The organism is Butyricimonas sp. RTP31003st1_G1_RTP31003_210430 (genome assembly GCF_040920905.1).
Classification (GTDB): Bacteria; Bacteroidota; Bacteroidia; order Bacteroidales; family Marinifilaceae; genus Butyricimonas; species Butyricimonas paravirosa.
In genome coordinates this window covers 1-17,220 of record NZ_JBCOSQ010000025.1, presented here as the reverse complement: position 1 = coordinate 17,220, position 17,220 = coordinate 1, and the positions used below count along the sequence as shown (strand labels likewise).

Annotated in this window: 14 protein-coding genes; 12 read left to right on the top strand and 2 right to left on the bottom strand. The window is 41.4% G+C overall.

Features of this window, described 5'->3' with window-relative positions:
- Nucleotides 1-91: 91 nt before the first annotated feature.
- The 8 genes from AB5542_RS09550 to AB5542_RS09515 are packed head-to-tail and all read left to right on the top strand — an operon-like array spanning nt 92 to nt 9,701.
- Nucleotides 92-982, top strand: a complete 891-nt coding sequence (locus AB5542_RS09550; RefSeq protein WP_087419720.1) for an ABC transporter ATP-binding protein — start codon at nt 92-94, stop codon at nt 980-982.
- Nucleotides 983-986: 4 nt separating this feature from the next.
- The gene (locus tag AB5542_RS09545; RefSeq protein ID WP_087419721.1) at nt 987-1,664 is read left to right on the top strand and encodes a hypothetical protein; all 678 of its coding nucleotides are present in this window, start codon (nt 987-989) and stop codon (nt 1,662-1,664) included.
- 2 nt (nt 1,665-1,666) lie between these two features.
- Nucleotides 1,667-2,896: a DUF4857 domain-containing protein gene (locus AB5542_RS09540; protein ID WP_270594194.1), complete on the top strand. Its 1,230-nt coding sequence runs from the start codon at nt 1,667-1,669 to the stop codon at nt 2,894-2,896.
- A 16-nt stretch (nt 2,897-2,912) separates the two neighbouring features.
- Complete coding sequence (locus AB5542_RS09535; protein WP_087419723.1) at nt 2,913-3,803, top strand: ABC transporter ATP-binding protein; 891 nt, start codon at nt 2,913-2,915, stop codon at nt 3,801-3,803.
- Between the two features lie 4 nt (nt 3,804-3,807).
- The gene (locus AB5542_RS09530) at nt 3,808-4,473 is read left to right on the top strand and encodes a hypothetical protein (RefSeq protein WP_270594192.1); all 666 of its coding nucleotides are present in this window, start codon (nt 3,808-3,810) and stop codon (nt 4,471-4,473) included.
- A 13-nt stretch (nt 4,474-4,486) separates the two neighbouring features.
- Nucleotides 4,487-5,728: a DUF4857 domain-containing protein gene (locus tag AB5542_RS09525; protein ID WP_158572044.1), complete on the top strand. Its 1,242-nt coding sequence runs from the start codon at nt 4,487-4,489 to the stop codon at nt 5,726-5,728.
- 7 nt (nt 5,729-5,735) lie between these two features.
- Complete coding sequence (locus AB5542_RS09520) at nt 5,736-6,383, top strand: YiiX/YebB-like N1pC/P60 family cysteine hydrolase (RefSeq protein ID WP_279038535.1); 648 nt, start codon at nt 5,736-5,738, stop codon at nt 6,381-6,383.
- Nucleotides 6,384-6,434: 51 nt separating this feature from the next.
- Entirely contained in the window at nt 6,435-9,701 is a 3,267-nt protein-coding gene (locus AB5542_RS09515; protein ID WP_340280032.1) for a hypothetical protein, read from the top strand.
- 53 nt (nt 9,702-9,754) lie between these two features.
- Here AB5542_RS09515 and hutH read toward each other — a convergent pair whose 3' ends face one another.
- A complete protein-coding gene (hutH, locus tag AB5542_RS09510; protein WP_279038533.1) occupies nt 9,755-11,251 on the bottom strand; it encodes a histidine ammonia-lyase in 1,497 nt (498 codons plus the stop codon).
- Nucleotides 11,252-11,490: 239 nt separating this feature from the next.
- Complete coding sequence (gene hisS, locus AB5542_RS09505) at nt 11,491-12,861, bottom strand: histidine--tRNA ligase (protein WP_087419728.1); 1,371 nt, start codon at nt 12,859-12,861, stop codon at nt 11,491-11,493.
- 381 nt (nt 12,862-13,242) lie between these two features.
- On the opposite strand from hisS, the gene AB5542_RS09500 reads away from it, so the two are divergent.
- From AB5542_RS09500 to AB5542_RS09485, 4 genes are all read left to right on the top strand, one after another.
- Nucleotides 13,243-13,827 (top strand): RNA polymerase sigma-70 factor, encoded by a 585-nt coding sequence (locus tag AB5542_RS09500; RefSeq protein ID WP_279038532.1) that lies wholly within the window; start codon nt 13,243-13,245, stop codon nt 13,825-13,827.
- Between the two features lie 51 nt (nt 13,828-13,878).
- Nucleotides 13,879-14,400: an FUSC family protein gene (locus tag AB5542_RS09495; protein WP_087419730.1), complete on the top strand. Its 522-nt coding sequence runs from the start codon at nt 13,879-13,881 to the stop codon at nt 14,398-14,400.
- A gap of 313 nt (nt 14,401-14,713) precedes the next feature.
- Nucleotides 14,714-15,883: an AraC family transcriptional regulator gene (locus AB5542_RS09490; RefSeq protein ID WP_279038531.1), complete on the top strand. Its 1,170-nt coding sequence runs from the start codon at nt 14,714-14,716 to the stop codon at nt 15,881-15,883.
- 97 nt (nt 15,884-15,980) lie between these two features.
- On the top strand, nt 15,981-17,078 hold the full coding sequence (locus AB5542_RS09485) for a FecR family protein (protein ID WP_368243039.1): 1,098 nt from the start codon (nt 15,981-15,983) through the stop codon (nt 17,076-17,078).
- Nucleotides 17,079-17,220 lie beyond the last annotated feature (142 nt).

Sequence of the window (17,220 nt, the reverse complement as noted above, 5' to 3'; positions counted from 1 at the left end):
GTCCACCTCTAATCTTTTTCTTATAGGTATTCTATTGTCTGGAAATAGACGTTTTGTATGTAAAAATTATATATGTTTAAAAAAATGAATTATGGAAGAGAATGTGATTGAGTGTAAAAACCTGACTCATTACTATGGTTCCCGATTGATCTATGAGAACTTGAATTTTTCGGTGAAGAAAGGGCATATCATGGGATTGTTGGGAAAAAATGGGTGTGGTAAAACGACCACGATCAATATTTTGAATGGTTTTCTTCAACCTCGTTCCGGAGAATGTTTGATCTATGGTGAGAGTACACAGAATCTGAGCCCGGAAACCAAACGTCGTTTGGGATATTTGATAGAAGGGCATATTCAGTATTCGTTTATGAATATCTATCAGATCGAGAAGTTTTATTCCGGTTTTTACAAAAATTGGAATCGGGATGCTTATTTCGAACTGATGAACCGGATGAAAATATTACCCTCGCAAAAAGTATCGAGTATGTCTTGTGGACAGCGGGCTCAAGTGGCATTGGGGCTGATTCTGGCACAGGACCCTGATCTGTTGATTTTAGATGACTTCTCGTTGGGACTGGATCCCGGTTACCGTCGTTTATTTGTTGATCATATGCGAGAGTATGCAAAATCCGGGAATAAAACCGTATTTCTGACTTCTCATATTATTCAAGATATGGAACGTCTGATTGATGATGTCTTGATTATGGATTATAATCGGGTATTGATGAGAGGATCGGCATCCGAATTTATGGAAAAATTCCATCAATTTACTTTTGATCTAGACAGGGATGATCTGGATTTTAAGTCAGACCCTCTGATTGTTGAGGCTGATCGTATAAAAAATCACTATGAAATTTACACTTATGCTTCAGAAAGTGAAGTAAAAGCGATGTTAGAAACGAAAGGATTGGCGTATCGAAATTTTGCATCCGTAAAGATGACGTTGGAAGATGCATTTATTGGTTTAACTGGAAAATATTAAAAATATGATATTACACCTTTTTTATAAGGAATGGTTAAAGACCCGGTGGGCAGCTTTTTTTGTCTCTCTTGTTGGTCTGGCAATTGTTGTCTATATATTTTTGGATGTGGATAACAACGTGCGAATGAAAGGTTCATTCAATTATTTGATGAGTGTTTTTTACGGAATGCCTCAGGCAAACTATTATAATGCTCTGATCAAATATGTCCCTTTATTAATCGGGGTTTGTATCGGTTTATCGCAATATGTACCGGAAGTGTTGGATAAACGAATCAAGTTGACACTTCATCTCCCTTTGCGTAACACGATGGCTTTGTACACGATGCTTTGTTATGGATTTCTTTTGTTAATCTTGTCGTATGGAGTGGTGTTTGGGACATTCTTTTATCTGAATAACAGCTATTTCCCTTTCGAGGAAAGTTGGGCGGTACTTACTTCCATGATGCCTTGGCTCTTGGGTGGAATTGCGGCTTATTTCATGATTGCCATGATCGCCATGGAACCTAATTTATTCTACCAATTTATTTATGCACTTGTGGCCTATTATCTGGTGAAACAATTCTATATCGGAGTGGAACATGCGGATACCCGCCATATCATTCCGGCGTTGGCCATCATGGCTTTCGTGCCGTGTACGGCATTATTGTATACATCATATCGGTTTATGAAAGGAGAGAGATAATTATGACAGCAAAAGTAGTACGAATCATAATGATACTATTGACGGTTTTTATAGCGTCAATAGTTCTACCGGATTTTTATAAAACCTCGTTCAGACGGAATGTAAAATATGTTTCGCTGAATTATAGTGAGGTGACTAAACAGTTTGTGATATGGGGATTAAAAGATGGTGTTCTGTTAGATACGCTTGGAAATGAATATTCTCGTCAGGAATATGAACGGATGGTACCTTTCTCCAGTATGCCGCAATTACTAAAACGGAATGAATTCCCGGATACCGTGGCAGGTGTACCGGTGACTCCTCAGCTTGTGGCGGAAAATAATTATCGTCATATCGTAAATCTGACAGAACGGGGTCGGTATTATGCCATGTCTCCGCTTGTTCACGGGGGGACGGATCGTGTCGGGTATATTTACACAAATGATATGATGCGGGTAAACCGGAACGGGATTGAATTCTATAACTGCGAGGATGGACGAGTAGATAAAGAAAAAAGTGCCCTTTTTGATCAGGAACTACGGAAATTGGGATATTGTCCCCCGGCAAAGAAATTGTATGGCCGATCTGCCACGGGATATAAGCGGGATGACGGTTTATTCTTTGTGGATAGTAAAGATCAGTTATTTCAAGTACGCTACCATGCTTATAAGCCGGATTGTCGTAAAATCGAACTTCCCGATCAGATCAAATTGCGAAGAGTTGAATGTGAACCCGATCATCCGGAAGTTGTGGCTTATCTTTTTGGAGATAATAACGGAGTATATATTCTGACCGTGGACAATCAGATTATCAAATTGGATTTGGATGAGTTTAACTACGATCAATTTAAAGTTTTTGACGTGATGGGTAATCTCTTCTACCACATGATCTCTATCCAGAAAGATGGTTACGAGAAACTATATATTTTTGACCGGGACTATAAACTACTGGATAAATACGGGGTTCATTCCGACGTGTATGAAGAATCGGCTGCAGGAGTTGTTGAAGGTTTCCTCTTCCCGTTTGTAACTTCCACCTACTCTTATATTAATGGATATTATATAAGTTCCGAGGGACAACCATTCGTCAAGTTCATTTGGTTGAATCTCGTGTTAGCCGGAGTTCTATTGTATATAAAACGACGTAAAGGTTTGAATGTAAAGAATCCGTTCCATATCATTGATCTATTCATGGTTGTGGCATTTGGAGTCTTTGGATTCATAAGCGTGTTGATTTATCCGATTCGAAAATAAATTAATCTAGATAGTAATGGAAGAAAATATAATAGAGTGTAAAAATCTGACCCACTATTATGGGAAACGGTTAATCTATGAAAATCTCAATTTTTCGGTGAAGAAAGGGCATATCATGGGATTATTGGGAAAAAACGGATGTGGTAAAACGACCACGATTAATATATTGAATGGCTTTCTGCAACCTCGTTCCGGGGAGTGTTTGATTTATGGGGAATCGACCCAGAATTTGAGTCCGGAAACAAAACGGCGTTTAGGATATTTGATCGAGGGACATATACAGTACTCGTTTATGAATATTTACCAGATCGAGAAATTTTATTCCGGTTTTTATAAAAACTGGAATCGGGATGCCTATTTTGATCTGATGAAAAGGATGAAAATACTTCCTTCTCAAAAAGTTTCCAGTATGTCATGCGGCCAGCGGGCTCAAGTGGCTTTAGGACTGATTCTTGCTCAAGATCCGGATTTGTTGATCTTGGATGACTTCTCTCTAGGATTAGATCCTGGCTATCGTCGCTTGTTCGTGGATCATATGCGTGAATATGCCAAGGCCGGAAATAAAACCGTATTCTTGACTTCTCATATTATTCAGGATATGGAGCGATTGATCGACGACGTGTTGATCATGGATTATAACCGGGTATTAATGCGAGGATCGGCATCTGAATTTATGGAAAAGTTCCACCAGTTTACATTTGATCTGAACCGGGATGATGTGAATCTTAAAGAAGAATCACTGACTGTTGAGATGGATCGAATTAAAAATCACTATGAACTTTACACGTATGCATCGGCAGAAGAAGTACAGGCCATGTTGCAGGCAAAAGGGTTGGAATATTCTGATTTTAAACCTGTAAAGATGACTTTGGAAGATGCTTTTATTGGTTTAACAGGTAAATATTAAGATTATGGCATTACATCTTTTTTATAAAGAATGGTTAAAAACGAAATGGTTTGTACTTGCTTCTCTGGTGTTGGGAGTGGGAACAATATTATATGCATTCATTGGCTTGAATAGCAATATTATAAATGCTGATGGAGGATCGAATTATGTTTTTGAATGGTTTACACAAGCCGGACAACCGCATTATGGGATTTTCAAGAATATCCCTTTTATCATTGCCTTGTTGATTGGTGGATCGCAGTATTTGCCGGAGGTCCTGCAAAAAAGAATCAAATTAACTCTGCATTTACCGTTGAATGAAATTGTGATGCTTTACACGATGGTTTTATATGGGTTTCTCATGATTCTTTCATTGATGGTCATCTTCATGATACTGTTTTTCACGATAGACCTTTATTTCTTTCCGGTGGAGATGCATGTTATGGCTATAAATGCTTTCTTGCCTTGGATATTGGGAGGATTCACGACCTATTTCTTCGTGGCAATGATTGCCATGGAACCCAGTTGGAAATTCCGGTGTTTATATGCGATCGTGGTGTATGAATTATTGGATATTTACCTGTTGGGAGGTAATATGTCGAATCTCTATGTACTAATGATTATAGTACTGGTCATCGCGAGTCTTGGAATGATATATACGGCTAATCGTTTTAAAATAGGAGAAAAATAATATGATACCAAAGATGATAAGATTAGCTCTGGTGCTATTGGCTGTATTGGTAATGGCGTTGGAGTTCCCTAAAATATATAAGAAAACATTCGAACAAAGGGAAAGACGTACTCAGCTCGTATTTAGCGAGATATTGAATGATTTTGTTACCTTGAAATATGAATACGACACGGTACAGTTACGTGAGATTCAGGTCGGAAGAGATCGAGCCGGGAATACTTACGACACGAAAGCATTGATGGATATATTCCCGATGAAGAATTGTCGGCAATTAATGTACGAGAACCGGTTCCCCGATACAATTCGCGGGCAACACGTGACCTTACAGATGATACAGGATGCGGCACGTTTCCCCTTGTTCCTTGGGGCTGGACCCGGACGAAAATCTTTGTTGTGGATGTTCGAATCCCATACGGATCGGATAAAAATGGAACTTCCTGAAGATATGTTTCGCTTGACAGATGACGGGATTGAATTTATTGAAACGGATATTAATCGGGTTAAAGGCGTGAACAAGGAAAAGAGTGAACGTTTTACTCGGGCCATGAAGAATGAGGGCATACAATTCCCGATAAAGAACATTTATGGACTTCCTTCCACGTCCAAATCAAAAGATGATGGCTATTTTATGGTGGACAATAAGGACGATTTTTTCCATTTAAAAATGTATGATGGAGAACCTCAATGTCATAAAATACCTCTTCCTGTCGGTATGCAGGTAAATGGAATGAATTGTCTCGTGGATAATGTAAATTATGGATACGTGTACGATCAGAACTATAACATCTATTTGATGCGTATCAAAGATTATAGTTTCTTTCAGCTCCCGATATATGATTACAAGGACTATGGGAGTCTGATTACGATGAGTGAGGACCTTTTCTTCTATACCTATCAATTGTACGGTTTGGATCGTGTAAAAATTTACGTGGTGGACAAGGAGCATAATTTGCTGGCTTCCGAAACATTGGTTTATCCTCTCTACGAAAATTCGAAAGTGGGACAGAGAGAGAACTATGTATTCCCCTTTAAAGCTCGTTTCACCCGTGATGGGGCCAAAAAGTTGAAAGTGGAGGCCTATGATATGCAACGGTTTATTTATTTGAATATAGCGTTAACCTTATTGTTACTCTGTATCAAGTTGTACCATAAACGGAGTATGCGGAATTTATTTAATTATTTGGATCTGGCCGTGACATTGGTATGTGGAATTTATGGCTTTATTGCCGTACTTATTTTCCCGAATCGTAAATAATGACAGCATGATGAAGAAAATTATATTAAGCTTGGGCGTTTTGTTACTAACGATAGCTCTTTACGCCCAAAAACCTTTTGATCTGAAAACAGGAGATATCCTGTTTCAGACCAATAAGGCTCGAACCTCTTTTGTGAAGGCAATCGAAAACGTGACAACCAGTTTGGATGACTTGAACTTTTCCCATGTCGGGGTTGTGCTGGTTGAGGACGGACAGGTTTTCGTGTTGGAGGCCACTCAGCCCGACGTTTGTAAAACCCCGTTAGAAAAATTTCTTAAGCAGGCTAAATCCGTGAACGGGAATCCGTTGGTTGTGGTCGGGAGGCTGAAACCGAAATATCAGAAGTCCATTCCCCGTGCGATAGAAATATTGAAGTCATTTTTAGGGAAACCTTATGATTACGTGTTTTTACCGGATAATGATAAATATTATTGTAGTGAGATCATCTATTTGGCTTTTTTGCGTCCTGACGGGAAGCCGATTTTCAAGGCGACTCCAATGTCATTTAAAGACAAGGAGACGGGGGAAACCAGTCCCTTGTGGAAGAAACATTTCGAGCGCCATAAAACTCCGATCCCGGAGGGTATTCTTGGAACAAGCCCCGGTGAGATGTCTCGTTCTAAAGCGATAAAGATCGTACACCGTTATTTTTAAACGGGATTCAATTCGCTCCGTTGTTTGAATTTCAATTAAAACCAATAAAGTATGGCACTTGATAAAATCCGACTAATTGCAAGTTATGAGAGAAAGATCATTCGGAGACATTTGTTGTTTTGGATTTTTCTTATTTGTATTGTTTTTGGAATTACAGGTGTACAATGGTATTTGCAAGTAGATTCCACTGTATGGGTGGAATCTGCTTTATCTGCTACGGTACCTTACATGAATGCATGGTTGTTCAATTTGTTACAATCTTTATTGGTTATCTTTGTCGGGGTGGAATTTGTCTGGAGGGATCGGCAGTTAGGTACCAATGAAACCTTTTTAAGTCGTTCCGAGACAAACGTGGAGTATATGTTTGGAAAGATGTGGGGAGTAATGAAGATCTGTCTCTTGTTGAATCTTGTTTCAATAGGAATCGCTATCATGATTCATTTGTTATTCATGGAGACGGTAGCTTTTAATCCATTTCTCTATTTGTTTTATTTATTGACGTTGACTTTCCCTGCCTTGGTGTTTGTTCTTGGAATCTCGTTGTTTGTTGCGATGTTGATTCGTAATCATTATCTGGCATTATTGCTTTTGATAATTGGGTTCATCGGGTGTTATTTTGCCGCTCCGTGGACATTATATGGAATGTTTGATCCATGGGCTCGTTCCCAGCCGTTGTTATTTTCTGATGCAATCGGTTTTGCCAATATCGGGATCTTCCTGTTACATCGCTTGGCATACTTTTCTTGTGGAGTCGGTCTGATATTTTTGTCGATGCTGTTAATGAAACGTATGGATGATAAACGTTCTGCTTTTCGGAAAGTATTGGGAATCTTAGCGGGTGGTTTCGTCCTATTGGGAATCTTAGCGGGTACATTATATTTGAATACTTACCTGGATATAAATCAACGACGTGTAAGATTCAGGATTACCCAGGAAAAATATATGAAGAATGATCGGGTCCAGGTTGTTTCCAACCGTATGGTGTATAAACAATCCGGGAACAGGCTGAACGTTGAAAGTCTTTTACTTCTGGTGAATAAGAGTAAGCAACCGATAGACTCCCCGATACTTTATTTGAATCCCGGATTAGGCATTGTTTCCTTGACAAGTGAAGGGCAGGAGTTGGCTTATAATCGAGAAGGACACGTAGTTGTCATGAATCGGAAAATGGAGTGTGGGGAGGAATTACCTTTGCGGGTAGAGTATGAAGGAATAATTGATGAGGCTATTTGTTATTTAGAACTATCTGATGAAGAATATCATAATACCCGTATGGGAGTTCTTCCGTTTTCTGCTGATCCATTGGGGAAGATGCCTAAAACCCGGCATGAATTGTATAGTAATGGAGGACGTTTTGCCCATGTTGGGAATAAGTATACAATTCTTTTACCCGAATGTTTGTGGTATTTATCGGCAGTACCACCAGTGAACCTGCAAATGCCTTCAATGAAAGATTTCGATTTCACGGATTATCAATTGGAGGTGGAAGGGCAAGAAGGTAAGGCTGTTATTTCTCAAGGCTGCATGGAGAAAAATGAAAAAGGGATTAGTTATTCCAATGCTCATCCGTTGCCTCGTCTTAGTTTATGTATAGGGGATTATGAACAGAAGACGATAACCGTTGATTCACTTTCATTCGGGGTATATTATTTCCCGGGGCATGATTTTTGGGTTAAAGATCATCGTTTGTCGTCAGATTCCTTGAGATTATTAATATCTGATCAGTTGGGAATGTTGAAACATCAAATAGGAAATTCACTTCCAACGAATCGTTTGTCGATAGTCGAAATACCATTGAATTTTAGAGCTTATCTTAGACAGGGCCAATTGGGAAGTAATTTCGTACAACCTGAATTTGTGTTCTTCCCGGAGAAACTTTTTACCGAATCCTATAGGTCTATGAAGGATATTTTGAAAGTAATAAAGACCGAGAGAGTTCTTGAGAGAGAAGGGGTTGTTCTGCGGTCAAACGTGATAAATCGTTTTTTCGAACCGATTTATAATATTATGCCTATGTATCAGGAATTTCGAGCCACAATATATTCGGATAAGTTTCCTTGTATTGGAGATTTGATATACGAGATGCGGTTTTCTGGTCAATCTAAAGATCATTTATCATTAAATGAAAAGGTGAAAGTTATTCAATATTGGGATGGAAAAAGCTTGCGTGGAGCATTGATGGATAGGGATAATCCGGTTGAATACATGATGCTCAAAAAGAAAAGAGAGCATATCAATTCATTAATTGCGACTCAGGTAGAGATGATGTATATGTGGGATTTTATCGAGGATTTTGTAAAACGTCATTCTTTTCAACGAGTTGATTTTGATGTTTTTGCTCGTGAATTTAAAGATCAATTCAATGTGAATATAGATAGTCTGTTGGATCGCTACTATGATGATAATCGATTACCAATCTTGTTTGTTCAAGACTTGAAAATGGAATCTTATAATGATATTCCCTTGGGGTATTGTAAAGTATATAATCCCTCGGATGTCGATGGTGTACTAAAGGTGGATGGGTATGATCAGAAATTACGTCGGCAACGGCCGAATTATTTTTTAATTCCAGCGAAAAGTTGTAAAGAGGTTCGAGTGAGGAACTATACTATACCGAGTTTTTCCGTGGAACTGGGTTTATGTTGTAATTTACCTGATAGAATTTCTATAATGTACAATGATACAGAGAAAACAGAGTGGGATTGGGAAGGAATTAGAGATGCTGATAGTAGTAGTTTTAGGTTATCGCCGAATGAAATTGTTGTGGATAATGAAGATGTCGGTTTCCGTTTGGTGGGAAAGGATAAGCGTAAGAAATGGGGCGAACATCTTCAAGAAGAACGAGAGTACCAGAGTGTGGAGGATGTGGGTGATGAATGGATTCTTTCAATTTCTTCTTCTTTATATGGGTATAAAATAAAGAGTGCTTACTGTAAAAAGGCTGGGATTGGGGAAGAGTATGCCGAGTGGATGGTGGAGATTAAAGAGCCGGGAAAATATCGTGTTGTCGCTCATGTCCCTGAATCTTTGTATGCAACCTTCTTGGGGTCCTTTTTGAAAAATGCAAGGTTGTATTATCAAGTATTTTCGGAGGAAGGAGATACTTATGTAGAACTGGATCTGAACGAGGAAACTCCGGGATGGATTGAGTTGGGAACATATGAGTTCCGTGAGGGGGACTACTTTGTACGATTAAGTGATAAGGGTGGAACTGATTTGCAACCGGTAATAAAAACAAGAATGTTAAGAAGAAATACAAATGTTACTTGTTATCAAATAATCATTGCAGATGCCGTGAAGTGGGTTAAAGTCGAATAATGATATGAAAAAAGCCGGTTCTTACCGGCTTTTTTCATATCACGATATTGATTTTATTCGAAGTTAGCAAATTCTCCCTGTTTCAAGAATTCAACGGCAGCCTCAATGTCTTGGTACATTACCCGGTCTTGGCTGTTGAACGGTACGATGGTACGGAATTCTGCCAAGAAGTTTTCCAGATATTCTGATGTTTTCGTCGGACGTTGCATATCGATGGCTTGTGCGGCGTTCATCAATTCGATAGCTAACACGCGTTCCACGTTCTCGATCACTTTCACGGTCTTGGTTGCGGCATTACCACCCATACTAACATGGTCCTCCTGCTCATTGGATGACGGGATCGAGTCCACGGAACACGGGGAACACAATTGTTTGTTCTTGCTGACAATAGCGGCAGCGGCGTATTGCGGGATCATGAAACCGGAATTCAAGCCGGAATTGGCAACGAGGAATTCAGGTGTTTTACGATCTCCGGCAATTAAACGGTATACCCGTCTTTCTGAGATACTACCCAATTCGGCAATAGCGATGCTCAAGAAATCTAATACCAGTGCCAGAGGTTCACCGTGGAAGTTACCACCGGAAATGATCAAATCGTCCTCCATGAAAATCGTCGGGTTATCGGTTACCGAGTTGATTTCCCGTTCAACGACAGAGGCCACGTAAGCCACGGTGTCTTTCACTGCCCCGTGTACTTGCGGCATACAGCGGAAAGAGTACGGGTCTTGCACGTGAGTTTTTCCCATTTTCTGGAATTCGGAACCTTCCAGTAAGGTGCGGATATTGCGAGCCGTTTCAATTTGTCCCGGATGAGGACGGGCCTCGTGAATTTGTGGTAAGAACGGGTCGATACGTCCGTCGTATGCTTCCAGTGATAACGCCCCGATAATGTCAGCGTATTTTACCACTTTGAAGGCATTCAATAAAGCGTAAACAGCGTGAGAACTCATGAATTGAGTACCGTTCAACAAGGCCAATCCTTCTTTGGCTCCCAGTTGGATGGGTTCCCAGCCAAATTTGGCATTAATTTCTTTTGCCGGATAGATTTTTCCCTTGTAGAATACTTCACCCTCGCCGATCAACGGCAAGAACAAGTTTGCCAGTGGGGCCAAGTCTCCGGATGCACCCAAAGAACCCAACTCTTTCACCACGGGAAGAACGTCATGGTTGAACATATCGATAATACGTTCTACTGTCACTTGTTGTACTCCGGATTTTCCTAAAGAGAGAGCATGAGCCTTCAACAACAGCATCAAACGGATAATATCTTTATGCACGGGTTCTCCCAAGCTGCAAGCGTGAGACATTACCAAATTAGCCTGTAATTGGCTTAAGTCTTCTTGCGAGATAGAAATTTTGCATAGAGAGCCGAACCCGGTCGTGATTCCATACAACGGCTTGTCTGAAGTTGCGATCTTGTGATCCAAGTAAGCCTTGCAATCATTGATCAGTTTCTTGCTTTCGTCTGATAAAGCTAACTTATACTTTTTAGTTAAGATTTTTTCGATTTGCTCGAAAGTTAATTTCTCTGGGGTTATATAATGAGTCATTGGAATTTTAGATTTTAAATTTTAGATTTTAAATTGTACGCACACGAGCGAGGCGGGAGCCTGGCGAGTTTGTAAGGGCTATAAGGTTCATAAGGTAAACTTTCGGTTTTTAAAGTTTCGTTACTTTATAAACTTTATGGACTTTACAAACTTTATAAACAGCTTCCCGATCACGGGAATCTGACATCAAATCCGTGGCTTTTCAGCGGACGTTGTTCTTTGCGATAGAGTTGCATATTTTAATTCTCGCTTTTTAGTTTGTCAACTAGGCTGGAAACGGCTACACTTTCTTGTTCTCCGGTGAGCATATTTTTCAGCGTGACCACGTTATTGTTTATTTCGTTTTCACCGACTAAGGCCACGTAGGGAATACTCTTTTTGTCGGCGTAAGTCATTTGCTTCTTCATCTTGGCGGCTTCAGGGTATATCTCGGAGTTGATTCCCGCGGCCCGTAGGGTTTTCAGCACGGGAAGACAGAAAGCCTCCTCTTTTTCCCCGAAGTTCACGAAAAGTACACGGGTCGTTGCCGTGGAATCCTTGGGGAAGATGTCCAGTTGGTTCATCACGTCGAAGATACGGTCGGCCCCGAAGGATATGCCGACACCCGACATATTTTTCATCCCGAAGATTCCGGTCAAGTCGTCATAACGTCCCCCCCCGGTGATACTCCCGATCTCCACGTCCTTGGCTTTTACCTCGAAGATGGCTCCGGTGTAGTAGCTCAAGCCTCGGGCAAGTGTTAGGTCCAGTTTTACTTCTGTTTGGATGTCCAGTTGATTCAGGTAACGGAACACGGTGGAGAGTTCTGCAACTCCTTTTAATCCGGTTTCGCTGCCTTTCAGGACTTCTTGTAAGCGGGTCAATTTCTCCTCGTTGGAACCTTCCAAGCGTAGAATCGGCTGTAATTTCTCGATGGCCTCTTCTGACACTCCTTTTTCCCGGAGTTCGGCGTTCACGTTCTCGGCACCGATCTTGTCCATCTTGTCAATGGCAACGGTGATGTCAACCAGCTTGTCGGGATGCCCGATTGTCTCGGCAATTCCCGCCAGCACTTTCCGGTTGTTGATCAACAAGCGTACGTTTATTTTCAGCCGTTTGTACACCTCGTCCACGATTTGAACCAATTCCACCTCGTTCAGCAAGGAATCACTTCCCACGACATCCACGTCACACTGGTAGAACTCGCGATAGCGTCCCTTCTGCGGACGGTCAGCCCGCCACACGGGTTGAATCTGGTAGCGCTTGAACGGGAATGATATTTCATTTTGGTGTTGTACCACGAATCGGGCGAAAGGCACGGTCAGGTCGTAACGCAATCCCTTCTCGCAAATCTTGTTGGTCAACCGGGGAATATTGCGTTCCTCCACTTCGCTATTGGTGACAGGTGCCAAGAAATCCCCGGAGTTCAGTATTTTGAAAAGTAATTTATCCCCTTCCTCGCCGTATTTCCCCATGAGGGTCGAAAGATTTTCCATTGCCGGAGTTTCCAACGGCAGGTAACCATAGAGTTTGAATACGGATTTGATCGTGTCGAATATATAATTTCTTTTCACCATAACTTCCGGTGAATAGTCTCTTGTTCCTTTCGGGATAGATGGAGTCTGTGCCATGTCTTCTTTTTTAGCTTTTATCTTAATAGTGATGCAAATATAAACGATTCTGATTTCTTTTGAAACTCTTCGGTGGAATAAATATTGGGTGTTGACGGAGTGGTCTTGTATTTTTAAGATAAAACCATTGAAATATCTGGGATATATATAAGTAATAATTCTCTATAAGCCTTGTTTCAGGCTTTTCTCCCCTTTTCCCGTGTATGGTAAAAGGGCTATGAAAGGGGAATGAAAGGGCGTGGAATGGGACATGGGGGATTATTACCTTGTGAAAGGGTTGGTATTGCGATAGTATTAAGCTGTCTTTTATTTGTAATTTCCCGGCATGAGGGGAATAAATTATAAAGAGAATCATTACTTTTGTTATAAATATTATGGCTTATGCAGGATGAGTTAACTTTGTTCCGGAAAATGCAGGAAGGGGATTGGAATGCGTTCAATTCTTTTTTCGAGTCTTACTCGGAACGGTTATACCTTTACGCATTAGGTTTTGTCGGGAACCAGGCGGAAGCTGAGGACATCGTGCAGGATACGTTTATTTACCTATGGGTCAACCGGGCGAAAATCTCTCACTCGGGATCGATCTATGCTTATTTAAGTCGTTCCGTCAAGAATTCTTGTATTGATCGTAAACTTCACGAGGAGGTGAAACAAAGATACCAGCGGGAAATGATGGCGTCAGGGGAAGAAGTAAGTGAGGATTCTGAGAGTTTCGAAGAGTTGTACGAGCGATTGCAAATCGTGATGGATAGCTTGCCGCCCAAGTGCAAGGAGATTTTTATTTTGGGATGTGTCGAGGGATTGAGTTACAAGGACGTGGCCGAACAATTGGGCGTGTCCGTGAATACCGTGAAGACACAGGTCAAGGTCGCTTACAAGAAAATTAAATCCGAGTTTGGCGATCGGGATAAAAATTTCATGTTAATCTTGTGTAATTCTTTTTTCAAAGAAGAGGTGGAGAAATAGGTTGTAACTTTTCTTCCGTGGGAACGGTAAAAGCTAGAAAATCTGTTTTTTATGAAGTTAGACGTGAAACGAGTATTTCATCCGGTGAGCCCATTGATGGCCACGGCGAAAGGGGTGGCCGTACTTTTGTCCTATTTGGTTGGGGCTTACCTCACGGGGCATTTTCACGTGGAATCCCGTTGGATGGGGTCCATGCTTGCGGTAATCTCCGCTATTGTCGTGTTGCAGGAAGACGTGAAAACTTCTATTCATCAGGGAGGTCTGCGGGTGTTCGGGACGTTTATCGGGGCCGTGATTGCTTACGTGTATCTACTTCTTTTTCCATTCACCCTTTTGGGAATGATTGTCACCGTGTTTTTATTGGATATTTTATGTATGCTTTTGGGCATCCCCGATGATGGTAAGATGGCCACCATTACTTTGGTAATTATCCTGCTTATATCTAAAATGTCTCCCTCGATTTCTCCTTTCGTGAATGGTGTCCTGCGCTTTAGTGAGGCCACAGTTGGAGCTTTGATCGGGATCGCTTTGGCGTGGGGTGTGGAGCAGATCAGGAAAAGGACGAATCATTGATCCTTTTCCGGGGCTGGGGGCTTGTCATCCTTTTCTCTTCCGGGTTTAGTTCCCCTTTGGCTTAACGGTTGAGCCCAGAAATCGATAAAATCCCATCGCCAGACCGAATCTGCAAGGTTTATTTCAAATAAGTTTTCGTCATCCATCGTTTTATCAATAAAAATTCTTACCGATAAAAGTAGGGTAAAGATGGAAACTTCAACGTGCAAAGTATATAAATCGACCGTTCAAATCGTTCAAAAGTAAGAAAAAACGACGTGACAAATTGTACGATATGCGCTTGTAGAGGGAGAATTTTGAATGATATGCACAAATGATGATAATTAAAGAGCTTGTTTGCCAGAATGTTATTGCACGTTTTTTGATATATTTGCATGATATGAGTATGCAAACATGGATTTCGATTCTCACGAACTTGTTTCCGGTGATCTCGGCCTTGACCTGTTGCCTGTTAATGATACTTACCTACAAGGATAGTGTGCGGGAGGAAGAGCGTTACTTGAAACGGGGGTTATTCTTTTTCTATTTCTCGGTCGCTTTCGGGTGGGCCTGCGTGATCATCTACACGTGGTCGCCTCGTCTTTTCGTCTATTTGAATAGCTTGTGTTATTGTTCATTTATCATGATGTCCGTGACATTCTATCATGTTGTTTTCTGGTTGACGCGGGTGGATTCTTCCGAGCATTTTTCCATGCGGCACTACTATCTACCCGTGTTGATCCCGGTGGTTCTCCTTGTGTGGAGCCTTTTCGTGCCTTTGGACGTGCAGGTGGCGATCGTGGCCGTGGATAGCCCGCTGGAAGATGTTTATTTTTATTTTACTCGTTTTTTCACTTCCCAGTTGATGGTGGCGTTCCTATTTTGTCTTTGTTATACTTTGCTGGGGCTGAAACGTCTGTTCCGCTACTGGCGTGTTATGCGGGAACGGTTGGGAGATATGAAAGAGCCACCCTTGCGTTGGCTGGGATGCGTGTTGCTCCTGTTTCTCTTTTCTTTATGTATGCCCTTGTTGGATCCTCTTTTCGCCGAGAGTTACTGGCTTGATTTTCTCCCGATTGGAATTTTGTTGTTACAATATTCGATCGTGGCTTATAATATTATTGTCGGAAATTACGTTTTGTGTTCTTGCGTGGAGGAATCGTCCGGTGATCGGCAGGAGATCAAAAAAACGCCCCTACTGAACAAGGAGAGGTTCGAGAAATATATCCGGGAAGAAAAGCCTTACTTGAACCCAGAATTGAAAATAACGGACCTAACCGGGGAGCTACAGACCAATCGTACGTATCTTTCCACGTTTATTAACCGTACGTATGGGATGAATTTTAATACCTATATTAATGATTGTCGCCTGCGTGAGATGAAAGCTTTTTTGGCTGATTCAACTTGTGCGGGAGTGAGCATGACGGATTTGGCGATTCGTGCCGGTTTTGGTTGTTATCATAGTTATCGACGGGCAAAAAAGAGAAATATCACAAATTTCTAAAAAAAAATCATGATTTCTTTTCACCCTAATTGATCTGTTTCTCGCTTTACGTGTAGAAAGCCGAAAAGGGAAGGCTTTACTCTAAAAACGAGATAATATGAGTACAAAAGATGAAAAATATTGGTTACAGGCGATATTGGAGGGCAAGGTCAAGCCGGGAGATGCCGAGTGGGAGAGAATATGGAAGGAGAGGGATTTTACCGCTGTGAGGCGTGTGTTGAGAGAAATCGGGATGTGGAAAAAGGATGAGTTGGTGGCGGATCGTGAAAAGATGTGGCAAGTCATCGAGCAATACCGGGGTGAAGGAATGAACCGGAGGCGTATTCCTGCGTGGCGTTGGGTGGCTGCCGTGATGTTACCTTTGTTATTGGGTGGAACTTTATGGATGAATCTGCGAGAGAAAAGGGAGATGCTTGTTGCGGAAGTTGTACCGGAGATTGAGGCAGGAACACCTCGTGCCGTATTGCTTATGGAACAAGGGGAAAGGATAGACTTGTCTCTATTTGCCGGTGATACGATTTTGAATAAAGGAGATGTCCGAATCCGGCTCGATTCTTCTAAAAGCGTGACGTATGAACGGGTGACCGGGACACCCGCTAAGATCGAGTACAACACGATCATCGTACCTCGCAAAGGCGAATATCAATTGATTCTGGCTGATGGTTCGAAAGTTTACTTAAACTCGGAATCCAAACTTCGTTTTCCGACTCGTTTCGAGGGAAAGGAGCGGCGGGTGTATCTGGAAGGGGAAGGGTATTTTGAGGTGGCGAAGGATACTGCGAAACCTTTTATCGTGGAGGCGAAAGAGGTGGATGTGCGGGTGCTGGGAACGAGTTTTAACGTGAGTGCTTATGTTTCGGAACAGGCTGTACGGACGACGCTCGTGGATGGTAAAGTGCGGGTTGGAGATCGGTTAACCGGAAAGGGTGAGATTATTTTACCGGGGCAACAAGCGGAATGGGAAGACGGAACTTTTACGACAAAAGAGGTCGACACGTCAATTTATACCGCTTGGATCAACGGGAAATTTTATTTCGAGGGAGCCACGTTGGAGGAAATCACGTCACAACTGGAACGTTGGTATGACATCGATTTCTTCTTTACTTCCGAGAAGGTGAAACGTTTTGCTTTTGCCGGGGTGATTAACAAGGAATATTCAGCAAACAAGATAGATAGTGTTTCAAAAAGTGTGTAAATTCCTTCTTTTCTCATGACTGCAAAATTATAAATAGTTCAATAAAATAATCTTGATTCTAAAAAATTATAAATAGGATATTTATAAATATCTGCATTTTGGGCTACCGTTCCCATGAGTAGTATGACGGCTTGGGGGTTTG